Here is a 20,786-nt window from a genome sequence, read left to right on the forward strand (position 1 = left end):
CCTAAGCGCCAGCCAGCGACTTCTCGGTTCCCAAGATTGCCCGGAGCGCGGTCAGGTAGCGTTGCTCGCCGTCTCCGCTGACCATCGTCCAGCGCACACCGCGGCGCTCGAGCACTTCCATCGACAGATCGTAGAAGCGCCGGCGCTTGTCAGGCGTGCCGAACATCCGCGTGCCGTCGTCTACCCAGGGGAGGTCCACGTCGAACAGCAAATAGAGGTCGGCAAAGCCGTCCCACGAGTCGAACCATTTGTCGTGGCGGCCGAACAGCATCTCCGCCCAGACCTCGGTCATCAGTGGATCGGTGTCGAGGATCACCGGCGTCCGCCCGCTGGCGATCGCCTGGCGCGTCTGGGCGTCGTGCGCCTGGGCGATCGCAACCAGATCGGCCATCGTCCAATTGGTGCCGAATGCCTCGGTATAGGTGCGGCCATATTCGACCACGCAGGCCGAACCGAAATGGCGTGCCAGTTCAGGCGCCATCGTGGACTTCCCGGTGCTTTCGGGACCGTGGAGACAGATCGAGCGGAGCTTCATGCCGCCGCCCCTTGCCGCGCGGCTCGCCAACGCGCCAGTCCCCAGATCGAAATGCCCAGCAACAGGACGTAAAGCGCCGCGGTGATCCACAGACCCTTGGTCGCATAGAGCCCGATCGAGAGGATATTGGCGGCTATCCACAGCCACCAATTTTCCAGCTTGCGCACCGACATCAGGATCTGCGCGGCGACACTGGTCATCGCCACCGAGGCGTCCCACCAGGGCAGCGCCGCGTCGGTGAAGCGGTGCATCAGCCAGCCCCAGCCGGCGACCGCGACCACGATACCGGCGAGCCAACCGAGCCGCGCGCTCGTGGTCAGGCGCTCGACCACGACGTCGCCGGAGTCGATCTGAGAGCGGCGCCATTGCCGCCAGCCATAAAGCTGAACGACCAGGAAAAAGGCCTGAAGCAGCATGTCGCTGTAAAGCTTGGCGCGAAAGAAGACCGCGCCATAAATCACGACCCCGGCGATCCCGAACGCGTAGTTCCAGATGCTCCGGCGTGCGACCAGCCAGACATTGGCAAGGATCAACAGCGCGGCGACGCCTTCTAACGGCGACATCTCGCTCAGGAATTCGCGGACGATATCGAGCGATGCCATCGCCTCCGACGATAACGCGACCTGCGCGGTCGGCAAGGATTTCCATGCGGCCTTGCCCGTCGGCATGGCCAAGCCAATGGCGCAAAACGCCTATTTCAGGTCATTACGCTCTGTTAAATATCGGCCAGGATGCGGGGCAGATGGCAACTCCCGCATCGTCATGCGTACGTCACGGCTATGCCGGATACGTGCGAATTGGGTCATCCGTCGCCGGACCGATTGTGGGGCATCGGCGCTTGGGGAGGTTTAGATGCGTAAGTTGATGATAGCGGCCGCTGCTGCCGCGATGGCGTTTTCTGTTTCGCCGGCGTTCGCCGGACCCGACAGATCGTCGGGCCGCAAGGATCAGGATCGCGGCATGCGCGAAATGCCGCATTGCGCGAGGCCGCTCGGCACGATCGCAATGGTCGAGCCCGAAAATCAATGGTGGCGGCAATACAGCCTGGGCAGCCCGGAGGCGATCATCAAGGTGTTCGTCCAGGAATCGCATTGCTTCACGTTGGTCAATCGCGGCCGCTCGATGCAAAGCCGCGCTATGGAACGCGCGCTGGCCGATAATGGCGAACTTCAGCGCGGGTCGAACATGGGCAAGGGCCAGGTCCGCGCGGCCGACTACCTGCTCGAACCGAATATCGTCACGACGAACGACAATTCCGGCGGCAGCAATGTCGGCGGCGCGATCGGCGGCGTGCTGAGCCACTTCGGCGGCGGTGGCGCGCGCGCGATCGGCTCGCTCGCCGGCGGCATAAACATCAAGAAGGGTGAAGCCAACGTCACCCTGTCGGTGGTCGATTCGCGTACCACCGAAGAGAATGTGGTCGAAGGCTATTATCGCAAGACGGATGTCGGCTTCAGCGCGTCGACCGGCGCCAGCTGGTGGGGCGGGTTCGCCTCGGCCGGCGGTGGTGGCTATCAGAACACGCAGATCGGCCAGGTCATCGTGCTCGCCTATCTCGACGCGTATATCAAGCTGGTCGACCAACTCGGCGGTCGGTAGCTACTGACTCCTCTCCCGCCTGCGGGAGAGGGCTTTGGCAATGCCGATAAGCAAGCCCGTAGCGCTTGGAACCCCTCTCCCGCCCGCGGGAGAGGGAGGGACCCGCCGCCGAAGGCGGGGGGGAGGGTGAGGGTCTTCTTCTGTTTTCGGCACACGCTTGGAAGAAGAAAGAAGACCCTCACCCAACCCTCTCCTGTAAACGGGAGAGGGTTAGCGCCCCCACCGCAATCCAAGCCGTTGCCGATGGCGGATACACGCCCTAAGCATCCCCTCCTGACCTATCAGGAGGGACCATGCGTCACGTTGCGATCGTCGGATCGGGTCCTGCCGGCTATTACACTGCAGAAGCGTGCCAGAAGCAGTTCGGCGACCAGGTCCGCGTCGATATCATCGACCGCCTCCCCGTTCCCTATGGCCTGATCCGCACCGGCGTCGCGCCCGACCATCAGTCGATCAAGGGCGTGTCGCGCCGCTACGAAGCGACCGCACTGTCGGACAATGTCCGCTTCGTCGGCAATGTGACCGTCGGCATCGACGTCACCATCGCCGAGCTCGTCGGCTTGTACGACGCCGTCGTCCTCGCAACAGGTGCCCCGGCCGATCGGCCGCTCGGGATTCCCGGCGACGATCTGCCCGGCGTGGTCGGATCGGCGGCGTTCGTCGGCTGGTATAACGGCCATCCCGATTTCGCCGGCCTCGCCCCTGTGCTGAGCGGCCCCGGCGCGGTGATCGTCGGCGCAGGCAATGTCGCGCTCGACGTCGCGCGCGTGCTGGCCAAGACCGGCGCGGAATTCACCGGGTCGGACATTGTCGGCCACGCGCTCGATTCGCTCGGCGCGGCGTCGCATGAGAACATCACCATCCTGGCACGGCGCGGACCCCACCAGATCGCGATGACGCCAAAGGAGCTTGGCGAGCTCGGCCATCTTGAACGCGCGATACCGCATGTCGATCCGGCCGACTTGCCACCCGAAGCCGAGGACGCCGCGCTCGAGCCGGGATTGCGCAAGTCGGTGACGCATTTGCGCAATTTTGCGACGCTCGATGCGGCGGACAAGCCGATCACCATCGCGTTCGATTTCTACGCGATGCCGGTCGCGGTCGAAGGCGATGGCAAGGTCGAGCGCGTGATCGTCGAACGTACCGCGATCGACGCCGAGGGCCGCGCCAATGGCACCGGCGAAACCTATGTGATCCCTGCCGCTCTAGTGGTGAGCTGCATCGGCTACCGCACCCCGCCGATCGACGGTGTGCCGTATGACGCCAAGCTCGGCCGCTTCGCCAATGACGAGGGTCGGATTTCCCCCGGCCTCTACGCTGTCGGCTGGGCACGGCGCGGGCCGACCGGAACGATTGGTACCAACCGACCGGACGGCTTCATGATCGCCGAACAGATCGCCGTCGACACGCCAGACGATTACGGCAAGCAAGGACGCGCCGGGCTCGACCTGCTGCTGCGCGACCGCAATGTCGACGTCGTCACCTTCCGCGACTGGCAGAAGATCGAAGCGGCAGAGATCGCCGCTGCCCGCGACGGATCCCCACGCGAGAAGTTCACCAGCATCGACGCGATGCTGGCGGCCCGCGGCAACTGAGCCCTCGGCCCGGGCCGGCCACTCCGTCGGCAATTTTAGACTTGATAGCGGTGCATCGCCAAGCTAGGCGCACCTCCCTGCAATGTGTCGGGGCGTGGCGCAGTCTGGTAGCGCACTGGTCTCGGGGTCCAGGGGTCGTAGGTTCGAATCCTATCGCCCCGACCATTGCGGCGATCTTCATGCGATAGCGCTGGAGTGGCCCGATTAGCTTTCGATCCGCGGTGATCGGATAACGGCGAGGGTTGAGACACCTCCCCTGCCCACCCAAAAGCAACGCCGGAACGTATCCGTCCCGGCGCCGCAGTTTTCAGGCCGTCCCCTGAACTCTATTCGTAACGCAACGCCTTGATCGGGCTTGCCTGCGCCACCCGGACAGCGTGGCCGGCGATCGTCCCCGCCGCGATGATCACCGCCAGCAAACCCGCCTCGACGAACGGCAGCGGCGTCAGCGTCACACGCGTGTCGAAGCCGTTGAGCCAGCCGCGCATCAACCACCAGGCGATCGGCCAGGCGACAAGGTTGGCGATCAGCACCGGCCGGCTGAACTGCCAGACGAGCAACCGCACGATGTCGCGCGTGCGCGCGCCGAGCACCTTGCGGATGCCGATCTCCTTGGTGCGGCGTTCCGCGGTGAACGCTGCAAGCCCGAACAGGCCGAGACAGCCGATCACCACCGCGAGGATCGCGAACATCCCGAACAACTGCGCGCTCTTCTCATCAATATTGTAAAGGTCGTGGATGATATCCTCGACGAAGCGCGAATTAAGCGGCAGTCCGGGGACCGAGCGCTTCCATACACGCTCTACCGTCGCTTGCGCGGTCTGCGGATCGCCGTTGAAGCGCACCATCAGCTGGTTGAACGCGCCGTTGGTGATGAAATAGTAGATGATCGGCTGCACCGGATCGCGCGCCGAACGATAGCGCACGTCGCTTACCACACCGACGACATTGGCGGTGACGAAGCCCGCTTCGTTGCTGGCGATGATGTACTGGACCTGCTTGCCGACCGCCGCGGCTGGAGAAGCGAAGCCGAGGCGCCTGGCGGCCGACTCTGACAGAACGACGTTGAGGCCGCGAGAGACCAAAGCCTTTTCGGCGTTGAGATCGGGCGGGTTGGGCAGGGTCGAATCGTCCATCGCGACCGCTTCGGAGAAATTGCGCCCCGCCAGCATGCGCATGCCCAATGTGTCGAAGGCATGGGTATCGACGCCATAGACGCCCAGGGTAACCGGTTTGCCGCCGGGCACGTTGACGTCGGTGGTCGAATTGTTGCCCGACGCGATGCCGAGCGACACGCGCGCGGCGTCGACGATGTCGGGCTGCTTGCGCAATTCCTGCAGCAATGTCGGCGCGGCCGCCTCTACCGGCGCGCGCGCGATGCCGTTGAGCTGGAGCAGCCCGTCGCGCTTGTACCCTGCGTCGAGGTGCCGCGAATATTCGGTCTGGGCATAGATCACCGACGTGCAGATGATCAGTCCGATCGAGACGGCGAACTGGGTGATGACCAGCAGGCTACGGAGCCGCCCACTCCCTTCCGCATCGGCCGCCGACTTGTTGGCCTTGAGGATCCGCGCCGGCTCGAACCGCGACAGATAGAAAGCGGGATAGAGACCGCCCGCCAGCCCGACCAGCACGGTCAGCGCGATGACGGGCAACAGGATGCCTGACAGGCCGAAATAGCTGAACGTCATGTCGGCATCGAGAAAGGCATTGAGCGGCCTGATGGCGAGTTCCGCCAGCGCCAGCGCGATCAGCATCGCAATCGCCGAGACCAGCATCGATTCACCGACGAACTGTGTGATGAGCTGCTGCCGGCTCGCCCCCAGCACCTTGCGCAACGCCACTTCGCGGGCGCGCTGCGACGCGCGGGCGGTGGCGAGGTTGGTGAAGTTCATGCACGCCATCGCCAGGATCAGCAGTGCGACCACAGCAAAGGTCAGCACCGCCTGGCGATTGCCGTTGGGCCGCCCTTGCCCCTGCCCCTTGCTCAGGTGCAGGTCGCGGACGTTGATCAGGTGGAAGTCCTCGAACTGGCCGGGATTGGTCACCGGATTGCTGCCGACATCGTCGGGGATGTTGCGCTTTTTCCAGGCGGGGAATTGCGCCTCGATCGCCTTGGCGTCGCTGCCTGGCTTCAGCCGCACGTACATTTCGCCATTCGACCACGTCCAGGACGTCACCACGTCGGGCGTCTTGCGGAAATAGTCGGTCGGATCGATCCGCACGACCGTGGTCATGTCGAAATGGCTGTTCTTGGGCAGATCCTTGAACACGCCGGTCACGCGATAGTCGGCGGTCATGTCACCCGCCGCGATGGTAAGGGTCTTGCCCAAAGGGTCGGTATTACCGAACCGCGCACCGGCCTCGCTCTCGCTCAGCACGATCGAATGCGGATCATCGAGCGCGGTCGCGCCATTGCCGCGCACGAAAGGCACGCGCACGATGTCGAACAATGGGCCATCAGTGATCAGCGCCTTCTTGGCGGCGGTCGGCGTACCGTCTTGGAGGAAGGTCACGTTCTGCGACGACGCCCAGACCACGCGGTCGATCTGCGGGAAGTCCTTTTTGAGCGCGCCGCCCGCGACATAGGCGGTGGTCAGCGACGTGCCGGGCTGTTGCCCGCCTGGCGACGGCAGATATTCGGTCGCCAGCTCATAAGTGTTTCCGGCCTCCGGCAGCCAATTGTCATAGCTGAACTCGTATCGGACATAGGTCAGAATCAGCAGACACGCGGCCAGGCCGATCGCCAGTCCGGCGATGTTGATCACGGCATAAACCCGGTTCTTGAGCAGGGCACGGATGCCGACCGTCAGGTAATTGCGCCACATCGGGGCTCTCCTATTCGTACCGCAAAGCGTTGATCGGGTTGGTGCGCGCGACGCGGATGGCGTGACCCGCGACGGTCGCCAGCGCGATGCCGAGCGTCAGCGCGCCGGCGACGGCAAACGGTGTCGGGCCGAGCGCGATCCGCGTATCGAAGCCGTTGAGCCAGTCCCGCATCAGCCACCAGGCGACCGGCCAGGCGATCAGATTGGCGATCAGCACCGGCCGGCTGAACTGCCAGACCAGCAACCGCACGATGTCGAGGGTGCGCGCGCCCAGCACCTTGCGGATGCCGATCTCCTTCGTCCGCCGCGCAGCGGTGAACACAGCAAGCCCGAACAGGCCCAGGCACCCGATCACCACCGCGAGGATTGCGAACGCCGCGAACAATTGGCCGCGCGCCGCCTCTCGCTCATATTGCTGGCGCACCAGGTCGTCGGCGAAGCTCGCCTTGAACGGCACGTCGGGGATTTGGCGTCGCCACACCTGCTCGACCGCGTCGCGTATCGCCGCTGGCGCCACGCCGGCATAGCGAACCGCGATCTGGCTGAAGCCGTTGCGCTGCATGACATAGACGATCGGCTGCAACGGCTCGCGCAGCGACCGGAAGCGGGCGTCCGACACCACGCCGACGATCGTGCATGGCACCTGGCCGAATTCGGGCAGCGTGAGCTTTCCCACCATCTGCTTGCCGATGGCGGCTTTGACGTCGGTGAAGCCCAGGCGATGCGCGGCGCTTTCGCTGACGACGACGTTGAGGCCGCGGGCAACGAGTGCTCGTTCGGCGTCCGGATTGACCGGATGCGGTGTCGTTCCATCGTCCCGGCCATAGTTCAGCGAGAAGTCGCGACCCGCCAGGATCCGCATTCCCATCGCCTGGAAAAAGCCCTCCTGCACGCCGTAAGTGCCGAGATCGATCGTGGTCGAACTGCCGGCCAGGAAGAATGAGGTGATCGAATTATTGCCCGGCGCGACCGCGATCTGCGTTCCCGCCGCGGCGCGCACGCCCGGCAGCTTGCGGATCTGCGCCACCAGCGACCAGGCCTGGTCATCCGTCACCCCGCGAAAGGAGAGGTTCGCGACCTGGAGCAGGCCATCGCGGCGATAGCCGGCATCGATCGTGCGGGCGTAGACCGTCTGGGCGTAGATCACGCTGGTGCACACGATCAGCGCGATCGACACCGCGAATTGCCCGATCACCAGCACGTTGCGCAGCCTGCCCGAGCCTTGCGAGTCCGCAGCCGATTTATTGGCCTTGAGGATTTTCGCCGGCTCGAAGCGCGACAGATAGACCGCGGGATAAAGGCCGCCGATCACCCCGACCAGCAGCACCAATGCGATGCCCGGCAGCAGGACGCCGCCAAGCCCGAAATAGTGCAACTGGATGTTGGCATCGAGGAAGCGGTTGAAGGACGGCAGGATCAGTTCGACAGCGGTGAACGCAACCAGCAGCGAGATCAGCGAGACCAATATCGATTCACCGACGAACTGGACGATCAACTGGCGCGGGCTGGCGCCGAGCACCTTGCGCAGCGCCACTTCGCGGGCGCGCTGCGACGCGCGGGCTGTGGCCAGGTTGACGAAGTTGACGCAGGCCATGCCGAGCACGAGCATCGCGATGATGGCGAAGGTCGTCACCGTGGCATTGTCGTTGCCCGGCGTCATCGCGCCATTCTGCGCCTTGCCGAGGTGGATGTCGCGCAGATTGACGAGCTTGTAATCCTGCCCGTCGCCAGGATTGTAGCGCTGGCCGTTGGTCACCGTGTCGGGGATGTTGCGCTTCTTCCACGCCGGCATCTGCGCCCTGATCGCATCGATATCGGCGCCTGGCCGCAGCTTGAAATAGTGCCAGCCTTCCTGGTCGTCCCAATTGGTCAGGACCTGGGTCCGGTCGGCGAACTGAACGTCCATGTCGAACCGGGCGACCATCGCCGCGCTGAAACTGCTGTTCTTGGGGATGTCCTTGAATATGCCGGTGACGCGGTAATCGACGTTGCCATTATTATCGACGACGGTCAGCGTCTTGCCGATCGGATCGGCATTGCCGAACCGCCGTTTAGCCTCGCTTTCGCTCAGCACCATCGAATGCGTGTCGTTGAGCGCATTATGCGCATCGCCCTTCACGAACGGCACCTGGATGATATCGAAGATGTTGCCGTCGACCATCCGGAGCAGGCCCTGCGACGGTTCGCCGTCCTGGATCACAATCGGAGAGAAGCCCCGGACGAACACGACCTTCTCGATCTGGGGAAAGTCCTTCGCCAGCGCCCGTCCCGCGGCGAGCGAACTCATCTGCAGGTACATCTCCTCCCCGCCTTGCGGCGTGGGGTGATAATAGGTCTGCAGCTGGTAGGCCTGATCGGTGCCCTTCGGCCACCCGTCATAGCTCTCCTCGTAGCGGACGTAGAGCAGGATCAGCACGCACGCCGCCAACCCGATGGCGAGGCCGAGGACGTTGATCGCCGCATAGACGCGGCTCTTGAGCAGCGAGCGGATGCCGACAATGAGATAGTTGCGCCACATCGCAATGTCTCCGAGGAGATTGAGGGTCAGGCCGCGCGGCGCCGTTCCTGGAGGATACGACCGTCGAGCATGTTGACGACGCGGCTGGCGTAATCGGCATGCGACGGCGAGTGCGTGACCATGACGATGGTCGAGCCCTGGGCATTCAGCGTCTGGAGCATCTTCATCACTTCCTCGCCGTGATTGGTGTCGAGGTTGCCGGTCGGTTCGTCCGCCAGGATCAATTTGGGTTCGGCGACCAGTGCGCGGGCGACCGCGACGCGCTGCTGCTGGCCGCCCGACAACTGGCTGGGGAAATGGCGGGCGCGGTGGGCGATGCCGACGCGGTCCATCACTTCCTCGGTGCGGCGGCGGCGCTCGGCGGCGGGCACCGAATGATACAGCAGCGCCAGTTCGACATTCTCGCGCACCGACAATTCGTCGACCAGGTTGAAGCTCTGGAAAATGAAGCCGATCGATGCTTTGCGGACGTCGGCGAGCTTGGCTTCGGACAGGCCGGCGACTTCCTTGCCGTCGAACACATAGCTGCCGCTGGTCGGGCTATCGAGCATGCCCATCAGGTTGAGCAGGGTCGACTTGCCGCAGCCCGACGGGCCCATGATCGCGACGAATTCGCCGGGCATGATGTCGAGATCGATCGCGTCGAGCGCGGTGGTCTCGACGGTATCGGTGCGGTAGGTCCGCGACAGCGCGCGCATGTGCAGCATAAGATTCACTCCTTCGCGTTCGAAAGGTCGAGCCGATCCTTGTCGGCAAAACCGGTATAGGGACTGGTGATCACACGCTCGCCGGCATCGAGCCCGTCGAGCACTTCGATAAAATCGGGATTGCGGCGGCCAAGTCGGACCTGCCGCTTCACCGCGCTGTTGCCGTCGGGAGCGACGACGAAGACATAGGCGCCGCCGCTCTCGTTATAGAAGGCACCGTTCGGGATCAGCTTGGCCGGCGCGGGATCGCCCAGCGTCAGCTTCGCCTGCAGCGTCTGGCCGCGCTGCACGCCTTGCGGCTCGTCGCCGAGGAATTGCAGATCGACCTGGAACTGGCCGTTCTGCACCTGCGGATAGATTTTCATCACGCGCGCGCGGAAGGTCTTGCCGTTCCAATCGACGCTCGCCGACTGATTGACCTGAACGCGGCCGAGATAGAATTCATCGACGCCGGCCTGGAGCTTGTTCTTGCCCGGCGAGTCGATCTGGCCGATCCGCTCGCCACGCTGGAGCGACTGGCCAATCTGGATCGAGAAGCCCGACAATTTGCCGGTCACCGGCGCCTTGAGATTAAGTGCATCGAGGTTGGTGCGCGCGATGCCCAGACCCGCCGACATCGACTTCATCGACGCCTTCTGCTGATCGAGCTGGCCCGACTGCAGCCGCTCATCGCTTGACTGGCTGCGCTGGAGAACTGCGAGGCGGCGCTGCTGATATTGGTAATTGTCGGTCGTGTCGTTGAATTGCTTGCCCGACACATAACCCTTCGCCGCCAGCGGCGCCTCGCGCTCATATTGGCGGCGCGCGGTGGTGAGCGCGAGCTGGGCATCGAGGATCGCGCGTTCATTGGCCAAGCGGGTCTGCGACAGCGCCAGCTCCTGGCTGCGCATATTGTTGATCTGCTGCTCGACCTCGGTCTGGCGGGCGAGCGTCGAGAGCTGAAGCTCGGCGTTGGAGAGCATCGCGATCGGCTGACCGGCAACGACATCGGTGCCATCCTCGACCAGCACCTTGTCGACCCGCCCGCCCTCGATCGAATCGATATAGACGGTGAGCAAAGGCGTGACCTTGGCGCGCAACGGGATGAAATCCTCGAACCGGCCGGTCTGCACGGTCGAGATCGTCAGGCGATTCTTGGTCACCGTCTGCGATCCCGCGCCGGGCATGAACCACCAGAACAGCAAGGCGAGCACCAGCACTGCGCCGGCGCCGATCGCGATCTTGACGTTGCGCGACAGGCCGCGGCGCTCGACCACCTTGTCCATCTGGCTGCCGCTGACCGCCCGGTCAGTGGTGGCCGACGCCGCCTTCAACGACGCGATATTCACGACCGCTCGCTCCCGATTTGCAGCAGGAATAAAGAGTGTCCGTTTCCGGACACGGGTGTCCGGAAACGGACAGTGTCACTCTGGAGCGAGAAGGCGATCCTGACCGAGGAAATCTGGATCGCGCCGCTCCAGTGCGACGCCGGCTGAAAGAACAGCACCCAGCTCACGCCGAGTAACACGAGCACCGTGAGGAGTTTGCGGTTGGCTGTCGTGTCTTTCATCGGTTCTGTCCACTTGATTAGGTTGTCCCTCCCTCAGCACGATGCGTGCCAAAAGCCTTTTCGCCTCCGAACCAACTCAGTGCTCGACACTGGCACGGAAATTGATTGTCCGTATTCGGACAGTAGCTGTACGGAAGCGGGCAATGGCAGCACCGGAATTCGATCTCTGCATCATCGTCGATGACGACGAGGATATCCTGGTGGCGGCGCGGCTCGCGCTACGCGGGCTGTTTCGCGAGCTGATCACCGTGTCGTCGCCCGAGCGCGCGATCGCCGCCACCGCCGGGCGCCAACCCGACGTCATCCTGCTCGACGCCAATTTCGCCCGTGGCGCGACCGATGCGCGCGAGGGGCTGGCGCTGCTCGACCGGCTGCTGACCAACGATCCCGAGGCGATCGTGGTGATGATCACCGCGCATGCCGGGGTGAATGTCGCGGTCGAGGCGATGAAGCGCGGCGCGACGGACTTCGTCTCCAAGCCGTGGGAGAATGAGCGGCTGGTCCAGACGGTGCGCACCGCCGCCGCTTTGCGCCGGTCGCGCACGGCCGCCGACGCGCCGTCGCCGACGCCGGCATTGTCGAGCGCGGCGCGCGGGCCATCGCCGCTGATCGGCAGTGCCCCCTCGATGGCGCGCGTCCATTCGCTGATCGCGCGCGCCGCGCCGACCGAAGCGAATGTCCTGGTGCTCGGGGAAAACGGCACCGGCAAGGAACTGGTCGCACGCGCGCTGCATCAGCAATCGCACCGCGCCGATCGCGAGATGGTGACCGTCGACCTCGGCGCGGTCGCGACCGAGCTGATCGACTCCGAATTGTTCGGTCATGTCAAAGGCGCGTTCACCGACGCGCGCAGCGACCGCGTCGGCCGCATCCAGGCGGCCGATGGCGGTACCTTGTTCCTCGACGAGATCGGCAATCTGCCGCTCCATCTGCAGCCCAAATTGCTGACCGTGCTCGAACAGCGCAAGGTCACGCCGGTCGGGGCGAACCAGCCGATCCCGGTCGATATCCGGGTGATCGCGGCAACCAACATGACCCCGGCGATGTTGCGCGATGAGCGTCAGTTCCGCCAGGATCTGCTGTTCCGGCTCAATACGGTGGAGATCGACCTGCCGCCGCTGCGCGACCGCCGCGAGGATGTGCCGGCGCTGATCGACCATTATCTCAGCCTTTATGCCGAGCGGTACAAGCGACCGCGCCCCGAATTGTCGCCACAAGCGCTGGGAGCGTTGGTCGCGCATGACTGGCCGGGCAATGTCCGCGCGTTGCGTCATGCTGTCGAACGCGCGGTGATCCTGGCCGGCGATGGGCCGCTCGAGAGCGACGCCTTCGCGCTCGCCCCGGCGGCGACGCCGCGCGTCACCGCCGAGCCGGCAATGTCGGACCTCAATCTCGATCGCGTCGAGCGGCGGTTGGTCGAGGAAGCGCTGAAGAAGCACGGCTATAACATCTCGTCCGCCGCGCACGAGCTCGGCCTGTCGCGGGCCGCGCTCTATCGCCGAATGGAGAAGCATGGGCTTTGACCGCCGTTTCGCGCTGACCCTGGTCGGCTGGCTGGTCGCCTGCCTGCTCGCGCTGATCGCGCTGACGGTGGCGATCGCGACCCCGGGCCTTGCCGCGGTGAGAATCGTCGCCGGCCTGCTGGTGCTCGGCATGGTGGGCGGCCTGCTTCATCATATCGACCGCACCAACCGCACCGTCGCGCGCTTTGTCGAAGCCTTGCGCTATGGCGATTTCTCGACGCGGTTCGACGGCCGCGGCGGCGCCGGGTTCGACACGTTGGGCGGCGCGCTCGATGCGGCGATGCGCGGGCTGCAAGCACAGCGCGATCGCACGGTCGAGGAGTTAAGGTTCCTCGAAGCCTTGACGGACGATGTTCCGGTGGCGCTGCTGACGGTCGATGCCGATCATGGCGTGACATTGGTCAACAAGGCCGCACGGCGCCTGTTCGCCGCACATCAGGGCACGCGGCCGGAGGATTTCACCGTCTATGGCGAAACCTTCGCGGCGCGCCTGGCCGATGGCGCCGCGCCTGCCGCCGAACTGCTGTTGCTGCGATCGGCAACCGGACCGCAGCGCGCGATCGTGCGCAATGCCTCGCTCGAACGGCTCGGGCTGATGACGCGCGCGATCACGGTCGAACCCGTGCAAGGTACGCTCGACGCGATCGAGATGGCGGCGCAAACCGACCTGGTCCGCGTGCTCACTCACGAAATCCTCAATTCGCTGACGCCCGTGACCTCGCTTGCATCGAGCACCGCGGAGGTCCTGGCCGAGCCGGAGCCCGATCTCGACCTAGCGCGTACCGCCGCCGGGACGCTCGCGCGACGGGCCGAGGGGCTCGAATATTTCATCCGCTCCTACCGTGCGGTGGCGCATGTTCCCGACCCGCGCCGCCAGCGGTTCAAGGCGGCGTCCTTCGTGCGCGACCTCGAACGCCTGTTCGCCGCCGAATGGCCCGACATCGCGCTCGAGAGCGAGGTGACACCCGATCTCGAGCTCGATGCCGATCCCGATCTGCTCGCCCAGGCGCTGATCAACCTGTTGCGCAACGCCGCCCAGGCGACGCGCGAGCGGGACGAGCATCTGCTGGTCGAATTGCGGTTGCTCGGCGACGGCGCGGGGACGCGTATCCTGGTGTCGGACCGCGGTCCTGGCGTGCCGGAGGCAATGCGCAACGATATCTTCCTGCCGTTCTTCACGACGCGGGCCAAGGGCACGGGCGTCGGCCTCAACCTGGTGCGCCAGATCGTGATCGCGCATGGCTGGACGATCGAGGTCGGCGAAGGGCCCGAAGGCGGCGCGGAGTTCAGGGTGTTCGTTCGGTAAGCACGGCTTGGATCCAGAACCCACCGCTTCCCCGGCGAAGGCCGGGGCCTAGTCGCCGCGAACAATGTTTGAGAGCGATTAGTGCGCCAATAGACGGCACGAAGCTGGGCCCCGGCCTTCGCCGGGGAAGCGTTTATTAGGTGTTGGAAAGCAGATTCAGCTCCGGCTCCCCTGCCCCCTCTTCCTCCAGCGTCGCCAGGGTCACCCCCACCAGCCTGATCCCTGCCCGCAACGGAAACAACGTCGCCACCAGCCGCTCGGCCACCACGATCAGATCGGCATGGCTGGCGATAGCACCGCTCAGCGTCTTGCTCCGCGTGACGATGCGGAAATCGGCGTAACGCACCTTCACCACCACGGTCTTGCCCGTCGTCCGGGTTCGCTCGCACCATGCCCAGACCTGGTCGGCCATCCGCCGGACTTGCTCGATTACCTGGTCCGGCGTGGTCAGATCCTGTTCGAAAGTGGTTTCCGATCCTGACGATTTGCGGGGTCGGTCTGGGGTGACCTCGCGATCGTCCTCGCCGCGCGCGATCTTGTGGTACCACAAGCCAGATTTGCCGAAATGCGCCTGGAGGAACGCAGGATCCCGCTCGCGCAGATCGGCGCCGGTGACGATCCCCAGCCGGTTGAGCTTTTCCGCGGTGCGCGGTCCGATGCCGTGGAACCGTCCGACCTCCAGTCCGGCGACGAACTCCGCGCCGGTCCCCGGCGGGATGACGAATTGCCCATTGGGCTTGTTGTGATCCGAAGCCAGCTTGGCAAGGAACTTATTGTACGAAATCCCCGCCGATGCGGTCAGCGCGGTCGCGTCGAAAATGCGCGCGCGAATCTCGCGCGCGGTAGCGGTGGCGGAAGGGAGTTCGCGCAGATTGGCCGTGACGTCGAGATAGGCTTCGTCGAGCGACAGCGGCTCGACCAGCGGGGTGTACTCCTCGAAGATATCGCGGATCTGGCGCGAGGCGCTGCGATAGACGTCGAACCGGTGCGGCACGAAGATCAGATCGGGACATCGGCGCAAAGCGACGACCGAGGGCATCGCCGACCGCACGCCGAATGTGCGCGCTTCATAGCTCGCCGCCGCGACCACGCCTCGGCCGGTCGCCGATCCCACCGCCACCGGCCGCCCGCGCAACGCCGGGTCGTCGCGCTGTTCGACCGAGGCGAAAAAGGCATCCATGTCGATATGGATGATCTTGCGATTGGCTGTTGGCTGATTGCGTTGGAACATCAACGGCTTCGCTCGAACTCAAGTTGGCTACAGTGGGGCGAAAACTCCCCCCGCTTCCGGCACCGAGATTACCTCGGGATTGCTCGCAGAGCCAGCGTGAAAAGGAACAGAACCAGAAAACCGCCAATCGGAATCACGATCACTACCGTCCGTGCTCTACCTCTATCGGAACCCGGCAAAAAGCATTTTCAGTGGGATCGTGAGGTCAGGGGATTCGGCGCCTACCGGACTTCCGGAGGCCAAGTCATGTTTGTTTATCACTATCGCATGCCGTACCAACGCGCGAGACGGGTAAAGGTCGGTCAACTTGGCGAGATGACCCCAGCGCAGGCTCGCGAAATCGCTCGAACTTGGGCCTATGAACGACGCCAAGGCGTAGATCCAATTGAGAAGCGACGGGCCGCTGCCCGAGAGGCAGAGGCCGACGAGAAGCTCAAGCTGGGCAAATATACACCAGATTATCTTGAACGTGTCGTCCGAATTGACGTGGCAGGCTTGCTCGCCGACATTCGTATAGATCAGCTGCGTGTCGACGACGTCGACCAATTTCTACAGGACCTCTCGAAGCGATCAAAATCCGCCCAGAACATGGGTCTCATCTACCTCAAGGTTTTGATTAACGACGCCAAGCGGCGGGGCACGATAACCAGCTCGGAAGCTTTCAGCATGTTCCTGCCACCCCAAGTGGTCAATATTATGGAACGTCAACAACCCGACTTGAGGCGACGCATTGGCTTCGTGTTCACCTTCGACAGTACCCGGTCGACGGTGGTCAGCACCCAGGCGAAGAATACGCTCGATGCCAATATACACCGTCGCATGGAGCTTGCGATGGCGCTGGGGTCGGTCATCGCGCTGCTGGCGTTGGTCGCTTTTGCCAGGATGAGGCGGGTTTAGGGACTGCCCTCGGCCCGCCGAAACCAGGTCTATTCGAACAGCAATTTCGCCGCATCATCCCTGCAGATCGGCTGCCTGAGCTCGGGCTTGCAGCTATGTTCGGGGTCGCCGTGGACATCGATCGCGATCAGATCGGTAACATCCGCGACACTGCGCATCTCAGCTCTCCGCCAGGATCAGTGCATCGAGCGCGACCGCGCCCTCCCCCTTGGGATAAATGACGACCGGGTTGAGATCGACCTCGCGGATCGCCGGCGTGCCGAGCAGCGCGCGGCCGAGCGTCGCGACAAGCTCGGCAACAGCGTCGACATCGAGCGCCGGGCTACCGCGCCAGCCGTCCAGCAGCGCGCCGCTCTTGAGCTTGCGCAACTCGCTCGCGACTGCCGAAGCGGACAGCCCGGCCGGCAACAGGCGAACGTCTTTCAATATCTCGGCCTGGACGCCGCCGAATCCGACAAGGACGACCGGACCCCATTCGGGATCGTTGCGTGCGCCCACGATCAACTCAACGCCGCGCGCGCCCATCTTCTCAACCAGCACTCCGTCCAGCCGCGCGCCGGGCGCATGAGCGGCAAGATTCGCCTGCAGTTGCAGCCAACCTGCGGCGAGCTCATCGGCGTCGCCGAGCCCGAGCACCACGCCCCCGACGTCGCTCTTGTGCGAAAGTTCGCGCGCCTGCGCCTTGAGCACGACTGGGTAGCCGATGCGGTCGGCGATCGCGCGTGCTTCGTCCGCGGTTCGTGCCAGTGCCCCTTGCGGGAAACGCACGCCGGTCGGCGCGAGCGCGGCCTTCGCGGCGTGTTCGGGGATCACCCCGCCGTGCGGCAGGTCGAGCGCGATGGGCGCGGCCGTCGTACCGCCCTCCCCGCGCGCCGCGGCCAGCCGGGCGATCGCGCGAAAGGCGCGGTCGGGCGAGGGAAAATAGCAGACGCCGAGGTCGCGCAGCCCGGCGATATACTCGGCCGGTACCGGCGCCCCGTCGTCGAGGCCGGCGAAGATGACTGGTTTTTGCGGCGCCAGCGCGCGGATCGCGGCGATGATCGGCTCGAACTTCAACTTCGATGTCGCGACATCGGTCTGGATGATGCCGAGCACGATGCTGCCATAGGCGTCGTCGGCGAGCAGCGGCGCCAGCGTGCGACGATAAAGGTCCGGATCGACCAACGCCTGCGCGGTCAGGTCCATCGGGTTGCTGACCGGGATGAAATCGGGGATCGCAGCGCGCAAGGCGGAATAGGTATCGGGAGACGGCGGCGGAAGCGGCAGGCCGATCGCCTCGCACAGATCCAGCGTGAGCGCCTTGAAGGCGCCCGATTCGGTCAGCACCGCGGTACCGCCGGCCTCGATCGAGCCGGCACGGATGGCCAGGTCGACGACGTCGCCGAGTTCCTCCAGCCCATCGACCAATACGACGCCGGCATGCTCGACCAATGTCTTCATGACTTGCCAGTCGCCCGCCATCGCGCCGGTGTGCGTGGCGGCGGAGTCGCGCGCTGCGCTCGACTTGCCGGGATGAAGCAGGACGATCGTCTTGCCCGCGGCACGGGCCTTTTCGGCCAATGCCAGGAACCGCTTGGGCCGGCGGAACTGCTCGACGATCATCGCGATCACGCGGGTGTGATCGGCATCGATCAGATACTCGACATAATCCTCCGCGCCCGATGCCGCTTCGTTGCCGGTCGAGACCGAAATCGAGATGCCCAGCCCCTTCGACATCAGGGTCGTGCCGAGCACGACCGCCATTGCCCCCGATTGCGACACGATGCCGACCCCGGGCCTGTCGCCGAGCCGCTCGGCGGGCGTTTCGACGAAGGTCAGCGCGATCCCGTCGACATAATTGGTCATGCCCAGGCAATTGGGGCCTTCGACCACCATCCCGCTTTGTTCGGCGATCGCCGCGAGCTCGCGTTGCGCGGCGAGCCCTTCCTCGCCCCCCTCGGCAAATCCCGCGGCGAAGATCACCACAGCGCCTACTCCACGCGCGGCCAGCCCGCGCACCGTGTCGAGTACCGCGGCGCCGGGAATCGCGAGTACCGCGGCGTCGACATCGTCGGGCAGATCGGCGACGGAGCGCAAGCACGGGCGTCCGGCGAGTTGATCGTGCTTGGGATTGATCAGGTGGATGTCGCCGCCAAAGCCGTGAAGCTCCAGATTGGCGAGCACCTGGTTACCCAGCGCGCCGGCGCGCTCGGATACGCCGAGGATGGCGACCGATCGTGCACGCAACAGCCGGTCGAGCGGACGCACCGCCGGGTGCGCGAGTATGTCGGTCGCCATGTCCCTTGCCTCAGGCCGATTGCTTGCTCCTGTCGTACGCGCCCAGCCCCGGCTTGAACGTCTTGTCGTCGATGAACTGCTTGATGCCTTCCTTGCGGCCCTCATTGTCGTAGCTGTTGGCCGCTTCCTGCGCGCGGATCAGGTAATCCTCGGCATCGTCATAGCTCATCGGCCCGACGCGGCGCATGGCGTCCTTGGTCGCCTTCAGCGCGACGGGATTCTTCTTGAGCAGCACGGTCGCGACTTCGGTCACGCGCGCTTTCAGCGCATCGAGCGGCAACGCCTCGTTGACCAGGCCCCAGTCTGCGGCGGTCTTGCCATCGATATTCTCGCCCATCATCGCGTGGTACATCGCCTTGCGGAACGGCAGCAATTCCTGCGCGACCTTGGTCGCGCCGCCACCGGGCAGAATCCCCCAGTTGATCTCGCTGAGACCGAACTGCGCCTCCTCGGCGGCGAAGGCGAGATCGCAGGCGAACAGCGGTCCATAACCCCCGCCGAAGCACCAGCCGTTGACCATCGCGATCGTCGGCTTCTGATACCAGCGCAGGCGCCGCCACCAGCCATAAGCCTCACGCTGCGCCTTGCGGGTCGCGGGCAGACCCAGCGCTTCGGTCTCACGGAAATATTCCTTGAGGTCCATGCCGGCCGACCATGCGCTGCCTTCGCCGGTGAGCACCAGGACGCCGACATCGTCGCGATATTCGAGCGCGTCCAGAACGTCCATCATCTCGCGATTGAGGGTGGGCGACATGCAGTTGCGCTTGTCCGGACGATTGAATTTCACCCAGGCGATATTGTCGATCACGTCGTAGGCAACGGTGCCCTGTGGGCTGGTAATGGTCATTGCATTTTCCCTGTTCGGATGATCTGGTCAGATGGGGTAGTGGCCGGGCAACGTCTCGATCGTGACCCAACGCAATTCGGTGAAACTGTCGATGCCCGCCTTGCCGCCGAAACGGCCATAGCCCGAGGCCTTGGTGCCCCCGAACGGCATCTGCGCCTCATCATGCACGGTCGGACCATTGACGTGGCAGATGCCCGACTTGATCTGGCGGGCGACACGCAGGCCACGCGCGGTGTCGCGCGTGAATACGGCCGCCGACAGGCCGTATTCTGTGTCGTTGGCCAGCGCGATCGCATCGGCTTCATCCTTCGCCCGGATGATGCCGACGACCGGACCGAAGCTTTCGTCGCGGAACAGCTTCATCGCCGGCGTCACCTTGTCGATGACATGCGCGGGCATCAATACCCCGTCCGCATCTCCGCCGACCAGTGTTTCGGCGCCGGCGGCGACGGCATCGTCGATCAGGCTTTTCACATGCGCGACGGTCTTCGCGTCGACCACCGCGCCCAGCGGCGTCTTGCCCTCGCGCGGATCGCCGACCGGCATCGATCCGACCTTTTCCCTGAACTTGGCCGCGAACGCGTCGGCCACCGCGTCGACGACGATGATCCGCTCGGTCGACATGCAAATCTGGCCGGAATTCATGAAAGCGCCGAACGCAGCGGCCTTCACCGCTTCATCGAGATCGGCGTCGTCGAGCACGATGAACGGCGCCTTGCCACCGAGTTCGAGCAACACGGGCTTCAGATGTTCGGCGGCGCGTTTGGCGATGATTCGGCCGACCGCGGTCGATCCGGTGAAGTTGATACGGCGCACCGCGGGATGATCGATCAACGCCCCGACCACCTCGCCGGCATCGGCGGGGGCGTTGGTGACCAGATTGACCGCGCCCTTTGGCAGCCCGGCTTCGTTGAATGCCTCGACGATCAGCGCGTGGGTGCGCGGGCATTGCTCGCTGGCCTTGAGCACCACGGTGTTGCCACAGGCGAGCGGCACGGCGATCGCGCGGACGCCCAGAATGATCGGCGCGTTCCATGGCGCGATTCCCAGGATCACGCCGACCGGCTCGCGCAGCGCCATCGCGATGCAGCCGGGCTTGTCGGACGGAATGACCTCTCCGCCGATCTGCGTCGTCAGTGCCGCTGCCTCGCGCACCATCCCGGCGGCGAGCACCAGGTTGAATCGCGCCCAGCCCTCGGTGGCGCCGATCTCACCCATCATCGCGTCGACGAAAGCGTCGGCCTTCGCCTCAAGCGCGTCGGCCGCCTTGTTGAGCAGCGCGCGGCGAGCATTGGGGCCGAGCGCCGACCAGGCCGGGAACGCAGTCTCGGCGGCATCGGCGGCGGCCGCTGCGTCGGCCGCGATCGCGGCAGC

Annotated in this window: 17 protein-coding genes and 1 tRNA gene; 6 read left to right on the forward strand and 12 right to left on the reverse strand. The window is 64.8% G+C overall.

The window, feature by feature from the left end:
* Window position 1 precedes the first annotated feature (1 nt).
* Entirely contained in the window at window positions 2-535 is a 534-nt protein-coding gene (locus tag SAS01S_RS10595) for an AAA family ATPase (protein WP_066807682.1), read from the reverse strand.
* Window positions 532-1,203, reverse strand: coding sequence for a nicotinamide riboside transporter PnuC (pnuC, locus tag SAS01S_RS10600; RefSeq protein WP_369405737.1), 672 nt, complete (start codon window positions 1,201-1,203; stop codon window positions 532-534). The genes SAS01S_RS10595 and pnuC overlap by 4 nt, the downstream gene beginning before the upstream one ends.
* A 184-nt stretch (window positions 1,204-1,387) precedes the next feature.
* On the opposite strand from pnuC, the gene SAS01S_RS10605 reads away from it, so the two are divergent.
* The 3 genes from SAS01S_RS10605 (at window position 1,388) to SAS01S_RS10615 (ending at window position 3,894) form a co-directional block, all read left to right on the forward strand.
* On the forward strand, window positions 1,388-2,134 hold the full coding sequence (locus SAS01S_RS10605; protein ID WP_066807656.1) for a penicillin-binding protein activator LpoB: 747 nt from the start codon (window positions 1,388-1,390) through the stop codon (window positions 2,132-2,134).
* 293 nt (window positions 2,135-2,427) lie between these two features.
* The gene (locus SAS01S_RS10610) at window positions 2,428-3,729 is read left to right on the forward strand and encodes an FAD-dependent oxidoreductase (RefSeq protein WP_066807657.1); all 1,302 of its coding nucleotides are present in this window, start codon (window positions 2,428-2,430) and stop codon (window positions 3,727-3,729) included.
* An 88-nt stretch (window positions 3,730-3,817) separates the two neighbouring features.
* Window positions 3,818-3,894, forward strand: a tRNA-Pro gene (locus tag SAS01S_RS10615).
* Window positions 3,895-4,055: 161 nt separating this feature from the next.
* Here SAS01S_RS10615 and SAS01S_RS10620 read toward each other — a convergent pair.
* From SAS01S_RS10620 to SAS01S_RS10640, 5 genes are read right to left on the reverse strand one after another with little or no spacing between them, the layout of a single operon-like run.
* Window positions 4,056-6,557, reverse strand: a complete 2,502-nt coding sequence (locus tag SAS01S_RS10620; RefSeq protein ID WP_066807658.1) for an ABC transporter permease — start codon at window positions 6,555-6,557, stop codon at window positions 4,056-4,058.
* A 10-nt stretch (window positions 6,558-6,567) separates the two neighbouring features.
* Entirely contained in the window at window positions 6,568-9,075 is a 2,508-nt protein-coding gene (locus SAS01S_RS10625; protein WP_066807659.1) for an ABC transporter permease, read from the reverse strand.
* A gap of 26 nt (window positions 9,076-9,101) precedes the next feature.
* Entirely contained in the window at window positions 9,102-9,782 is a 681-nt protein-coding gene (locus SAS01S_RS10630) for an ABC transporter ATP-binding protein (protein ID WP_066807660.1), read from the reverse strand.
* Between the two features lie 5 nt (window positions 9,783-9,787).
* Window positions 9,788-11,110 (reverse strand): efflux RND transporter periplasmic adaptor subunit, encoded by a 1,323-nt coding sequence (locus tag SAS01S_RS10635; RefSeq protein WP_066807661.1) that lies wholly within the window; start codon window positions 11,108-11,110, stop codon window positions 9,788-9,790.
* Window positions 11,107-11,331: a hypothetical protein gene (locus SAS01S_RS10640; RefSeq protein ID WP_066807662.1), complete on the reverse strand. Its 225-nt coding sequence runs from the start codon at window positions 11,329-11,331 to the stop codon at window positions 11,107-11,109. Before SAS01S_RS10640 ends, SAS01S_RS10635 begins: the two co-directional genes overlap by 4 nt.
* Before the next feature lie 143 nt (window positions 11,332-11,474).
* On the opposite strand from SAS01S_RS10640, the gene SAS01S_RS10645 reads away from it, so the two are divergent.
* Together SAS01S_RS10645 and SAS01S_RS10650 are read left to right on the forward strand one after the other, a co-directional pair.
* Window positions 11,475-12,854, forward strand: coding sequence for a sigma-54-dependent transcriptional regulator (locus SAS01S_RS10645; protein WP_066807663.1), 1,380 nt, complete (start codon window positions 11,475-11,477; stop codon window positions 12,852-12,854).
* The gene (locus tag SAS01S_RS10650) at window positions 12,844-14,160 is read left to right on the forward strand and encodes a sensor histidine kinase (RefSeq protein ID WP_066807664.1); all 1,317 of its coding nucleotides are present in this window, start codon (window positions 12,844-12,846) and stop codon (window positions 14,158-14,160) included. Before SAS01S_RS10645 ends, SAS01S_RS10650 begins: the two co-directional genes overlap by 11 nt.
* 136 nt (window positions 14,161-14,296) lie before the next feature.
* Here the strand turns inward: SAS01S_RS10650 and dinB are convergent, their stop codons facing one another.
* Window positions 14,297-15,391: a DNA polymerase IV gene (gene dinB / locus SAS01S_RS10655; protein WP_066807665.1), complete on the reverse strand. Its 1,095-nt coding sequence runs from the start codon at window positions 15,389-15,391 to the stop codon at window positions 14,297-14,299.
* On the opposite strand from dinB, the gene SAS01S_RS22180 reads away from it, so the two are divergent.
* A complete protein-coding gene (locus SAS01S_RS22180; RefSeq protein WP_084238813.1) occupies window positions 15,347-16,288 on the forward strand; it encodes an Arm DNA-binding domain-containing protein in 942 nt (313 codons plus the stop codon). The two genes, dinB and SAS01S_RS22180, sit on opposite strands and share 45 nt — an antisense overlap.
* 29 nt (window positions 16,289-16,317) lie before the next feature.
* Here the strand turns inward: SAS01S_RS22180 and SAS01S_RS23270 are convergent, their stop codons facing one another.
* The 4 genes from SAS01S_RS23270 to SAS01S_RS10680 are packed head-to-tail and all read right to left on the reverse strand — an operon-like array spanning window position 16,318 to window position 20,777.
* The gene (locus tag SAS01S_RS23270) at window positions 16,318-16,446 is read right to left on the reverse strand and encodes a hypothetical protein (RefSeq protein WP_281179318.1); all 129 of its coding nucleotides are present in this window, start codon (window positions 16,444-16,446) and stop codon (window positions 16,318-16,320) included.
* A 1-nt stretch (window position 16,447) separates the two neighbouring features.
* Complete coding sequence (locus SAS01S_RS10670; protein ID WP_066807672.1) at window positions 16,448-18,565, reverse strand: acetate--CoA ligase family protein; 2,118 nt, start codon at window positions 18,563-18,565, stop codon at window positions 16,448-16,450.
* A 10-nt stretch (window positions 18,566-18,575) separates the two neighbouring features.
* Window positions 18,576-19,412 (reverse strand): p-hydroxycinnamoyl CoA hydratase/lyase, encoded by an 837-nt coding sequence (locus SAS01S_RS10675; protein WP_066807674.1) that lies wholly within the window; start codon window positions 19,410-19,412, stop codon window positions 18,576-18,578.
* Between the two features lie 27 nt (window positions 19,413-19,439).
* Window positions 19,440-20,777, reverse strand: coding sequence for an aldehyde dehydrogenase (locus SAS01S_RS10680; protein ID WP_084238815.1), 1,338 nt, complete (start codon window positions 20,775-20,777; stop codon window positions 19,440-19,442).
* Between the last annotated feature and the right edge of the window lie 9 nt (window positions 20,778-20,786).

The organism is Sphingomonas asaccharolytica NBRC 15499, from assembly GCF_001598355.1.
Lineage (GTDB): Bacteria > Pseudomonadota > Alphaproteobacteria > Sphingomonadales > Sphingomonadaceae > Sphingomonas > Sphingomonas asaccharolytica.

Bases quoted from the DNA above. Each gene is read 5' to 3' on its own strand.
- SAS01S_RS23270 (WP_281179318.1), bottom strand. From the start codon at position 16,446: ATGCGCAGTGTCGCGGATGTTACCGATCTGATCGCGATCGATGTCCAC.
- SAS01S_RS22180 (WP_084238813.1), top strand. From the start codon at position 15,347: ATGGATGATCTTGCGATTGGCTGTTGGCTGATTGCGTTGGAACATCAA.
- SAS01S_RS10620 (WP_066807658.1), bottom strand. From the start codon at position 6,557: ATGTGGCGCAATTACCTGACGGTCGGCATCCGTGCCCTGCTCAAGAAC.
- SAS01S_RS10675 (WP_066807674.1), bottom strand. From the start codon at position 19,412: ATGACCATTACCAGCCCACAGGGCACCGTTGCCTACGACGTGATCGAC.
- SAS01S_RS10645 (WP_066807663.1), top strand. From the start codon at position 11,475: ATGGCAGCACCGGAATTCGATCTCTGCATCATCGTCGATGACGACGAG.
- SAS01S_RS10625 (WP_066807659.1), bottom strand. From the start codon at position 9,075: ATGTGGCGCAACTATCTCATTGTCGGCATCCGCTCGCTGCTCAAGAGC.
- SAS01S_RS10610 (WP_066807657.1), top strand. From the start codon at position 2,428: ATGCGTCACGTTGCGATCGTCGGATCGGGTCCTGCCGGCTATTACACT.
- SAS01S_RS10640 (WP_066807662.1), bottom strand. From the start codon at position 11,331: ATGAAAGACACGACAGCCAACCGCAAACTCCTCACGGTGCTCGTGTTA.
- SAS01S_RS10650 (WP_066807664.1), top strand. From the start codon at position 12,844: ATGGGCTTTGACCGCCGTTTCGCGCTGACCCTGGTCGGCTGGCTGGTC.
- dinB (WP_066807665.1), bottom strand. From the start codon at position 15,391: ATGTTCCAACGCAATCAGCCAACAGCCAATCGCAAGATCATCCATATC.
- pnuC (WP_369405737.1), bottom strand. From the start codon at position 1,203: ATGCCGACGGGCAAGGCCGCATGGAAATCCTTGCCGACCGCGCAGGTC.
- SAS01S_RS10630 (WP_066807660.1), bottom strand. From the start codon at position 9,782: ATGCTGCACATGCGCGCGCTGTCGCGGACCTACCGCACCGATACCGTC.
- SAS01S_RS10595 (WP_066807682.1), bottom strand. From the start codon at position 535: ATGAAGCTCCGCTCGATCTGTCTCCACGGTCCCGAAAGCACCGGGAAG.
- SAS01S_RS10670 (WP_066807672.1), bottom strand. From the start codon at position 18,565: ATGGCGACCGACATACTCGCGCACCCGGCGGTGCGTCCGCTCGACCGG.
- SAS01S_RS10605 (WP_066807656.1), top strand. From the start codon at position 1,388: ATGCGTAAGTTGATGATAGCGGCCGCTGCTGCCGCGATGGCGTTTTCT.